General features: G+C 64.4%; 9 protein-coding genes. 4 read left to right on the top strand and 5 right to left on the bottom strand.

Annotated elements, in window-relative coordinates; translation table 11 throughout:
• Nucleotides 1-447, bottom strand: coding sequence for a type II secretion system major pseudopilin GspG (gene gspG, locus NGM28_RS04670; RefSeq protein ID WP_240063540.1), 447 nt, complete (start codon nucleotides 445-447; stop codon nucleotides 1-3).
• Nucleotides 448-594: 147 nt separating this feature from the next.
• On the opposite strand from gspG, the gene gspI reads away from it, so the two are divergent.
• A complete protein-coding gene (gene gspI, locus NGM28_RS04665) occupies nucleotides 595-960 on the top strand; it encodes a type II secretion system minor pseudopilin GspI (protein ID WP_252088853.1) in 366 nt (121 codons plus the stop codon).
• Between the two features lie 219 nt (nucleotides 961-1,179).
• Here the strand turns inward: gspI and NGM28_RS04660 are convergent, their stop codons facing one another.
• The 4 genes from NGM28_RS04660 to NGM28_RS04645 form a co-directional block, all read right to left on the bottom strand.
• Entirely contained in the window at nucleotides 1,180-1,689 is a 510-nt protein-coding gene (locus NGM28_RS04660; protein ID WP_252088852.1) for a hypothetical protein, read from the bottom strand.
• A gap of 12 nt (nucleotides 1,690-1,701) precedes the next feature.
• Complete coding sequence (locus tag NGM28_RS04655) at nucleotides 1,702-2,055, bottom strand: DUF7716 domain-containing protein (protein WP_252088851.1); 354 nt, start codon at nucleotides 2,053-2,055, stop codon at nucleotides 1,702-1,704.
• 29 nt (nucleotides 2,056-2,084) lie between these two features.
• Complete coding sequence (locus NGM28_RS04650; RefSeq protein WP_252088850.1) at nucleotides 2,085-2,672, bottom strand: hypothetical protein; 588 nt, start codon at nucleotides 2,670-2,672, stop codon at nucleotides 2,085-2,087.
• 85 nt (nucleotides 2,673-2,757) lie between these two features.
• Nucleotides 2,758-3,054: a DUF6881 domain-containing protein gene (locus tag NGM28_RS04645; RefSeq protein ID WP_240063535.1), complete on the bottom strand. Its 297-nt coding sequence runs from the start codon at nucleotides 3,052-3,054 to the stop codon at nucleotides 2,758-2,760.
• Nucleotides 3,055-3,639: 585 nt separating this feature from the next.
• Here NGM28_RS04645 and mexE point away from each other — a divergent pair.
• Genes mexE through NGM28_RS04630 form a run of 3 tightly spaced genes read left to right on the top strand, consistent with a single transcriptional unit; the run spans nucleotide 3,640 to nucleotide 9,485 of the window.
• On the top strand, nucleotides 3,640-4,881 hold the full coding sequence (gene mexE, locus NGM28_RS04640) for a multidrug efflux RND transporter periplasmic adaptor subunit MexE (RefSeq protein ID WP_252088849.1): 1,242 nt from the start codon (nucleotides 3,640-3,642) through the stop codon (nucleotides 4,879-4,881).
• A gap of 12 nt (nucleotides 4,882-4,893) precedes the next feature.
• Nucleotides 4,894-8,073, top strand: coding sequence for an efflux RND transporter permease subunit (locus NGM28_RS04635; protein WP_252088848.1), 3,180 nt, complete (start codon nucleotides 4,894-4,896; stop codon nucleotides 8,071-8,073).
• A complete protein-coding gene (locus NGM28_RS04630; protein ID WP_240063532.1) occupies nucleotides 8,070-9,485 on the top strand; it encodes an efflux transporter outer membrane subunit in 1,416 nt (471 codons plus the stop codon). Before NGM28_RS04635 ends, NGM28_RS04630 begins: the two co-directional genes overlap by 4 nt.
• Nucleotides 9,486-9,607: the final 122 nt, after the last annotated feature.

The following is a 9,607-nucleotide window of genomic DNA, read 5'->3' as shown; positions in this document are numbered from 1 at the left end:
TCACAATTGCCAGGAGCCGAGGTCGGCGTTCACCCCGTCGCCACCGGCCTGGCCGTCGGCGCCGAGGGAGAACACATCGATCTCGCCATTGGCGCCGGGGTTCAGGTACTGGTACGGGCGCCCCCACGGGTCGTTGGGCAGGCGGTCAAGGTAGGCGCGCCATTGGCCGTCCTTGGCCTGGGCCGGTTTTTCCACCAGTACCTTCAAGCCCTGGTTCTGGTTCGGGTAGCCGCCGTTGTCCAGGCGATAGAGCTTGAGTGCCTGCATCAACCCGGCGATGTCCTGGCGCGCCGCCGTGGCGCGGGCCTGGTCGGGGCGGTCGAGCACCTTGGGCACCACCATCGCCGCGAGAATCCCGAGGATCACCACCACCACCATGATCTCGATCAGGGTGAAGCCCTGCTGGCGGAAACGGCGGCCTCTGGCGCTGCGACGGGCGATCTGCATCTCGGCATTCCTTGCGTGAGTTCGAGTCGGGGGCCGATTGTGGCAAGCCGGTATGTCACGGATATTGAAAAAGCTCGGGAGTCGGCGTCGTCAAACCGTCACCCAGGCGCTCTACAGTGCGGCTTTCCCTTGCCCGGAGCTCAGCCCGTGCGCAACCGTCAGGCGGGTTTCACCTTGATTGAAGTGCTGGTGGCCCTGACCATCGTCGCGGTGGCCATGGCCGCTGCCGTGCGCGCGACCGGGCTGATGACCCAGGGGAATGGGCTGCTGCGGGACAAGTCGCTGGCGCTGCTGGCGGCCCAGGGGCGGCTGGCCGAGGCGCGGTTGGAGGGCAACCCCAAGCCTGGGGTGCGACAGTTCGAGTGTGACCAGGGGCGGTTGCGGTTGCGCTGTGAGCAGCGGGCGGTGCGCTTGGTGGGTGGGGGGCTGGAGGTGTCGGTGCAGGTGTTTGAGCGGGAGCGAGAGGGGGGGGCGTTGGCGCGGTTGCAGACGGTGATGGTGACGGAAGGCTGAGCGGTTTTTTGTGGTGGTGCGCAAAGCGAGCGCCGCCCGCGGCGCATCGCGGATGAATCCGCTCCTACAGGTCGGGTTCGCCTTGTTCAGGCCATGCGCCAAGGCTGGCAACCATGGCCTCACAGGTGCGGCACGTTGCAACCGATGTAGGAGCGGATTCATCCGCGATGCGCCGCGCGGGCGGCGCTCGATCTGTAACCCATCTACCGTGGCATATCTCTAGCAACGACTTTTGAGCTGTTGAATCTGCGCCAACATGCTCCGATTGTGCTGTTCATTTCTAGCCATGACCTGAAGGCCCGCATTGATCCCCTGTCGCCCCTCACCAGTCGCTGCCTTGGATTGGCGTTTGAAGAAGTCCATGGCCTGCCGTGACGTGTACTGGCGCGCGACCAACTCGCACACCCGCCAGCAGAACTCTCCGTTCTGGTAGTGGGAGTAGGTGTCGCATAGCACACGATAGATCTGCTGCTTCTGCGCGTCATCATAGCGATGAAACTCCCACCCCACCTGCGCCACCAGGTGGCTCATGCCTGGTTTGTCACACAATGTGCACGAAGCGAACACGGCAACGACAAAGTCGACGGCAAGCTGCGGTGTATCCAACTCGCAGGACGCATCATCAAACGCCCGGGACAACACGTACAGCGTCTTTCTGACCTTCGGCCCTTGTGCCGCCTGCATGGCTTCGAAGAGGACCTTGAAGGGGCTGCTTTCAGCGACCGCCATGCACACTCCCATTCAAGAAGAAACGTCCAGAAAATCGTCATAGGTGGCGTAGTGGTTCAAGCATTCGATCAACGTGGGCGTGCTCACCCTTGCGTCCTGCGACAAGGCCAGGTCGATGACATCCTGGAATTGATCGCACGCGTAGCAGAACTCAAACCCAAGGGTCTGCACAACTAGCGGCATGACTTCATTGTCGTCCTCGTCAAAGGAGGGGGTTTCCCCCACAAGCACCCTCATCCCCTGCGTCAGTTCATCCGCGTCCCGCTCACTGTAGAGCGCGTAGGTATGCTGCCTGTCTTCCCTGTTCCTTACCCACTGAACAACTTCCTCGATCCGGTAGATTCTGTTGAGCTCAAAACCGCTCATGGCAACCCCTTGTCATCCATCAAACCCGATCACGAAAACTGGAACGTCAGCAGGCCGCACGCGCCTGGCCTGCATTGCGTGTGCAAGTCAGTACTCAAGAACACATAGACCACGCCATCGGAGAAGACCCCCGGCGCCCCGGCAAGCCCCACATCGAAATCATCGCCATTGACCATCATCCGGCATACGTGCCCTTCAATCTGCTCGCGGTCCTGCAGCCAGGCAATGTACTGGCTCACGCGAGACGTGTAGTGCGGGCAGGGTTCAGGTTCGTCCGTGAGTTCCAACTGGATCGTGCGCGCGGGCGAAAGTGCGTCATGGCCGCCACTGCTAGCGGTACCGCTGTTATCGTGAAGGAGCACGACTGAGGCATTACCCGCTTCGCTTGTGAGCGTTTCCCAGTGCAGGTAAGTGTCTTCCCGATCGTAGGGCGTAAAGAACGACAACCAACCCTCACTGCCCTCTTCAACCCAGGCGGTGGGAATCGTCATCAGGTGGAGCTGTGGGGCACCTTTGCAGTCCACGGGCCAGTGCAGATCATCAGGCAGTAAACAGCCGCCACCCGCATGGGGCTCGGCAAGATCGGCCAGGGTTGCCTTGAACCCCAGTCGCTTCATCGCGTCCACCCCAAGGTCGACGCCCCCTCGGCAAATGGTTGAACGCAGATTTCAACCCACGCAAAGACGCGTTCTCTACCCGTCATCACGCTTGCATCCCTCGAGCATTGATTGCCCCTATCCAGACCCGTTCAAATTCCTCTTGTGTGATGGGTTCTGCATCGAACTCGCTAGACGCATTGATTGCCTCAATGCTCGGGATGGGTTGGTCACTCAGAATCGAATCGCCCACATCTGCCGCCCTGGATGCATAACCACACACTGCCCCGCCTTTGAATAACTCGACCTTCCTGGTCTCCCAGGAGTCACCGTCCACCTCTTGGAATATCAGGTGCGGCTCATCGGCATGCGCATGATTCCACTTAACCTTGAGAAACCTCATGAATGCTGCCCTCTTCCGCTCCCCGCGCCTTTAAGCCTGCCCCAGTGCCAGACCAAGGTGTGTTCGCTGGCCGCAACCCAGCAACAACGTGTTCAGACCCAAATCTCACAATCACTCTGGGGGTGAGGCTTTGGCTCAGCGTGGTATCCATGGCACCGGCTTCACCAGTGCTCGCCGGCAAGGCCGGCTCCTACAGGTGGCCCGCGTTGTACTTGTAGGAACCGGCGTTGCCGGAGAAAGGCCCGCTGCAGATTACGCCCCCATCAGCCCTCTCGCCACACTCGCCGGAGCACCACCATCACCAGTCCCAGTTGGAGGGGGTCGAGCAATAGGGTTCACGGTGTGGCCTTGGGCATCGAAATGGGTGCTTGGCACCGGCGTTGCCGCAATCGCGTAGGAGCCAGCCTTGCTGGCGAACACCGGCACAGCCGGGCCAGTGGCGGACAGCGCGGATCATACGTCATCATCGATGCCACCACCGCTCATATCATTGCGCGTGATAATAACCTTCGCTCCGTTCGATTCGTTCCTCAAACGCAACACACTCACACTCCGCCCACTACTAATACATTGGCGGAGTTCTCCATGGATCACTCACTCAAACCCTTGCGCTTCCCGCTCGCTGCCCTGGCAGTGGTGGTGCTCAGCGCTTGCGGTCGCACCCCCGACGCCGTGCAGGCTCCCGCCGCGCCCAAGGTCAGCGTAGCCAAGGTGATCGAACAGCCGATCAATGAATGGGACGAGTTCACCGGCCGCCTTGAGGCGCCGGAAACCGTCGAGGTGCGCCCGCGGGTCTCCGGCCAGATCGACCAGGTGGCCTTCACCGAAGGCGCCCAGGTCAAGAAAGGCGACCTGCTGTTCCAGATCGACCCACGCCCGTTCCAGGCTGAAGTCCGCCGCCTCGAAGCCCAGCTGCAACAAGCCAAGGCCACCGCCGTGCGCAGCGCCAACGAAGCCAGCCGTGGCCAGCGCCTGCGCGACAGCAACGCGATCTCCGCGGAACTGGCCGAGTCGCGCACCAGCGCCGCCGCCGAGGCCCGCGCCGGGGTCGATGCGATCCAGGCGCAGCTCGACCTGGCCCGCCTGAACCTGAGCTTCACCCGCGTCACCGCGCCCATCAGCGGCCGCGTCAGCCGCGCCCAGTTCACCGCCGGCAACATCGTCACTGCAGACGTCACCCCGCTGACCAGCGTGGTCTCCACCGACAAGGTGTACGCCTACTTCGACGCCGACGAGCGCGTGTACCTCAAGTACAGCCAGCTCGCCCGCGACGGCCAGCGCGGCCAGAGCACCCCGGTGTACCTGGGCCTGACCAACGAAACCGGCAACCCGCACCTGGGCCAGATGAACTTCGTCGACAACCAGGTCAACCCGCGCACCGGCACCATCCGTGGCCGCGCCGTGTTCGACAACCGCGACGGCCAGTTCACCCCGGGCCTGTACGCGCGCCTGAAGCTGGTCGGCAGCGCCCAGTACGACGCCGTGCTGATCAACGACGAAGCGGTCGGCACTGACCTTGGCAAGAAGTTCGTGCTGGTGATGGACAAGGACAACAAGGCTGCCTACCGCGCCGTGGAACTGGGGCCGAAGCTTGAAGGCCTGCGCATCGTGCGCAGCGGCCTGGCCAAGGACGACCGCATCGTGGTCAAGGGCCTGCAGCGCGTGCGCCCTGGCTCACCGGTCACGCCTGAGGAAACCCCGATGGCCAGCGAACAGACCCTCGCCGCCCTCGCCCAACAGCGCCAGGCCCTGGAGGCCAGCACCCCAGCGCCGAAGGTTGCCGGCACCAACGAAAAAGTCGCCAGCGCCCAGGCGCCGCGCGGTTAAGGGACGATACCGATGAACTTTTCGAAATTCTTCATTACCCGGCCGATCTTCGCCGCGGTGCTGTCGCTGGTGCTGCTGATCGCGGGTTCCATCTCGCTGTTCCAGCTGCCGATCAGCGAATACCCCGAAGTGGTGCCACCCACCGTGGTGGTGCGCGCCAACTTCCCCGGCGCCAACCCCAAGGTGATCGGCGAAACCGTCGCCGCGCCGCTGGAGCAAGCCATCACCGGTGTCGAGAACATGCTGTACATGTCCTCGCAGTCCACCGCCGACGGCAAGCTGACCTTGACCATCACCTTCGCCCTGGGCACCGACCTGGACAACGCCCAGGTGCAGGTGCAGAACCGCGTGACCCGCACCCAGCCCAAGCTGCCGGAGGAAGTCACCCGTATCGGAATCACCGTCGACAAGGCCTCGCCCGACCTGACCATGGTCGTGCACCTGACCTCGCCGGACAACCGCTACGACATGCTCTACCTGTCCAACTACGCCATCCTGAATATCAAGGATGAGCTGGCGCGCCTGGGCGGCGTTGGCGACGTGCAACTGTTCGGCATGGGTGACTACTCGCTGCGCGTGTGGCTCGACCCGAACAAGACCGCCTCGCGCAACCTCACCGCCAGCGACGTGGTAGCCGCCATTCGCGAGCAGAACCGCCAGGTCGCCGCCGGCCAACTGGGTGCACCACCCGCCCCGGGTTCGACCAGCTTCCAGCTGTCGATCAACACCCAGGGCCGCCTGGTCAACGAGGAAGAGTTCGAGAACATCATCATCCGGGCCGGCGCCAACGGCGAAATCACGCGCCTGAAGGACATCGCCCGGGTCGAGCTCGGCTCCAGCCAGTACGCCCTGCGTTCGCTGCTGAACAACCAGCCGGCCGTGGCCATCCCGATCTTCCAGCGCCCGGGCTCCAACGCCATCGAGATCTCCGACGAAGTGCGGGCGAAGATGGCCGAGCTGAAGAAAGACTTCCCGGAGGGCATGGACTACAGCATCGTCTATGACCCGACCGTGTTCGTCCGTGGCTCCATCGAAGCGGTGGTGCACACCCTGTTCGAAGCGCTGATCCTGGTCGTGCTGGTGGTGATCCTGTTCCTGCAAACCTGGCGCGCCTCGATCATCCCGCTGATGGCCGTACCGGTGTCGCTGATCGGTACCTTCGCGGTGATGCACCTGTTCGGCTTCTCGCTCAACGCGCTGTCGTTGTTCGGGTTGGTGCTGGCCATCGGTATCGTGGTGGACGACGCCATCGTCGTGGTGGAGAACGTCGAACGGAACATCGGGCTTGGCCTGAAACCGCTGGAAGCGACGCAGAAGGCCATGAGCGAAGTGACCGGCCCGATCATCGCCACCGCCCTGGTACTGTGCGCCGTGTTCGTGCCCGCCGCGTTCATCTCGGGGCTTACCGGGCAGTTCTACAAGCAGTTCGCGCTGACCATCGCCATCTCCACCGTGATCTCGGCGTTCAACTCGCTGACCCTGTCGCCGGCCCTGGCTGCCGTGCTGCTGAAGGACCACCACGCGCCCAAGGACCGTTTCTCGCGGTTCCTCGAAAAGCTGCTGGGCAGCTGGCTGTTCGCACCGTTCAACCGCTTCTTCGACCGCGCCAGCCATGGCTATGTCGGCGGCGTGCGCCGGGTCATCCGCTCCAGCGGCATCGCCCTGTTCGTCTATGCAGGCCTCATGGGCCTGACTTACCTGGGCTTCTCGTCCACCCCGACCGGCTTCGTCCCGGCCCAGGACAAGCAGTACCTGGTGGCCTTCGCCCAGTTGCCTGACGCCGCCAGCCTCGACCGTACGGAGGCTGTGATCAAGAAGATGAGCGAGATCGCCCTCAAGCAACCGGGCGTGGCCGATTCGGTGGCCTTCCCGGGCCTGTCGATCAACGGTTTCACCAACAGCCCGAACAGCGGCATCGTGTTCACCCCGCTCAAACCGTTCGACGAGCGCAAGGACCCGAGCCAGTCAGCTGCCGCCATCGCCGCAGCGCTGAATGCCCAGTTCGCCGACATCCAGGACGCCTACATCGCGATCTTCCCGCCACCGCCGGTACAAGGCCTTGGCACCATCGGCGGCTTCCGCCTGCAGATCGAAGACCGTGGCAACCTGGGCTACGAAGCGCTGTACAAAGAAACCCAGAACATCATCGCCAAGAGCCACAATGTGCCGGAACTGGCGGGCCTGTTCACCAGCTACCAGGTCAACGTGCCGCAGGTCGATGCCGCCATCGACCGGGAAAAGGCCAAGACCCATGGCGTGGCGATCAATGACATCTTCGACACCCTGCAGGTCTACCTGGGCTCGCTGTACACCAACGACTTCAACCGCTTTGGCCGCACCTACCAGGTCAACGTCCAGGCCGAGCAGCAGTTCCGCCTCGACGCCGAGCAGATCGGCCAGTTGAAGGTGCGCAACAACCTGGGCGAGATGATCCCGCTGGCGACCTTCCTCAAGGTCAGCGACACCTCCGGGCCTGACCGTGTCATGCACTACAACGGCTTCATCACTGCCGAAATCAACGGTGCCGCAGCCCCCGGCTACAGCTCCGGCCAGGCTGAGGCGGCGATCGAGAAGCTGCTCAAGGAGGAACTGCCCAACGGCATGACCTTCGAGTGGACCGACCTGACCTACCAGCAGATCCTCTCGGGCAACACCGCGCTGTTCGTGTTCCCGCTCTGCGTGCTGCTGGCGTTCCTGGTGCTGGCCGCCCAGTACGAGAGCTGGAGCCTGCCGCTGGCGGTGATCCTGATCGTGCCGATGACCTTGCTGTCGGCCATCACCGGGGTGATCGTCTCCGGTGGCGACAACAACATCTTCACCCAGATCGGCTTGATCGTATTGGTGGGCCTGGCGTGCAAGAACGCGATCCTGATCGTCGAGTTCGCCAAGGATGAACAGGCCAAGGGCCTCGACCCGCTGGCCGCCGTGCTGGAAGCCTGCCGCCTGCGTCTGCGGCCGATCCTGATGACCTCGATCGCCTTCATCATGGGCGTGGTGCCGCTGGTGTTCTCCTCCGGCGCCGGCTCGGAAATGCGTCACGCCATGGGTGTGGCGGTGTTCTCGGGGATGATCGGGGTGACCGTGTTCGGCCTGTTCCTGACCCCGGTGTTCTTCTTCCTGATCCGCCGTTTCGTCGAGCGTCGCCAGGCCCGTAAGGCCGAGCGCAGCGTCGCGCTGGAGAGCCACGCATGAAGTTGCTCAAACCCCTGACCCCGAGCTTGCTGGCCCTGGCCCTGGCGGCCTGCGCCGTGGGCCCGGACTACAAGACGCCGGACACCGCGCCGGCCAGGCTGGACAGCGGCCTGGAGGCCAAGGCCTTCGACCGCAGCCGCTTCGAGAGCGTGTGGTGGAAGCAGTTCGACGACCCGGTGCTCAACCAGTTGGTGCAGGCATCGCTGGAGGGCAACCGTGACCTGCGCGTGGCATTCGCCCGCCTGAAGGCGGCGCGGGCGATCCGCGAGGATGTGTCCAACGACCAGCTGCCGGTGGTCACCAGCCGCGCCAGCAGTGACCTGGGCAAGGGCCAGGTGCCGGGCCAGACCGAGCGCCGGGTCAACAGCGAGCGCTACGACCTGGGCCTGGACATGGCCTGGGAGCTCGACCTGTTCGGTCGCATCCAGCGCCAGATCGAGGCCAGCGAAGCCCAGGAAGCCGCTGCCGAAGCCGACCTGCAACAACTGCAGGTCAGCCTGATCGCCGAACTGGTCGACGCCTACGGCCAACTGCGCGGCGCCCAGTTGCGCGAGCAGATCGCCGTGGCCAACCTCAAGACCCAGCAGCAGTCGCGGGACATCACCGTGACCCTGCGCGACACCGGGGTCGGCAACGAACTCGACGTGGTGCGCGCCGACGCCCGCCTGGCGGGTGTCGAAGCCACCGTGCCGCAATTGCAGGCCGCGCAGGTGCGGGCGAAGAACCGCATCGCCACCCTGCTCGGCCAGCGCCCGGACGCCATGACCGTGGATCTGTCGCCCAAGGCCCTGCCGGCCATCGCCAAGGCCCTGCCGGTGGGCGACCCGGGCGAGCTGCTGCGCCGCCGCCCGGACATCCGCAGCGCCGAGCGCCAGCTGGCGGCGGCCACGGCCAACGTGGGCGTGGCCACCGCCGACCTGTTCCCGCGGGTCAGCCTGAGTGGCTTCCTTGGTTTCACCGCCGCGCGCGGCTCGCAGATCGGCTCGGCGGCGTCCAACGCCTGGGCGCTGGGGCCGAGCATCACCTGGGCAGCGTTCGACCTGGGCAGTGTGCGCGCCCGCCTGCGCGGGGCCAAGGCCGACGCCGACGGCGCCCTGGCCAACTATGAGCAGCAGGTGCTGCTGGCGTTGGAAGAGTCCGCCAATGCCTTCAGCGATTACGGCAAGCGCCAGCAGCGCCTGCTGGCGCTGATGCGCCAGAGCGAGGCCAGCCGCAAGGCGGCCGAGCTGGCCTCGATCCGCTATCGCGAAGGGACGGTGGATTACCTGGTGCTGCTGGACGCCGAGCGCGAGCGGCTGAGCGCCGAGGACGCCCAGGCCCAGGGCGAGGTCGAGCTGTACAGCGGCATCGTGGCGATCTACAAGGCCCTGGGCGGCGGCTGGCAGCCGGAGGTGGTGGCCAGCGCGCGTTGAGCGCTTCCCTGATCTGAAGACTCCTTTGGTTGGTTCCTCCCCCAACCGTTTGCCCCGATGGCCTTGGTCGTCGGGGCTTTTTTATGGCAATTGCAGCGACCATGAAACCGAGCGCCGCCCGC

The sequence above is a fragment of the Pseudomonas sp. MWU13-3659 genome (assembly GCF_023757525.1).
In the GTDB taxonomy this organism is placed as follows: domain Bacteria; phylum Pseudomonadota; class Gammaproteobacteria; order Pseudomonadales; family Pseudomonadaceae; genus Aquipseudomonas; species Aquipseudomonas entomophila_E.
This window is presented reverse-complemented; position numbering and strand designations above follow the sequence as displayed.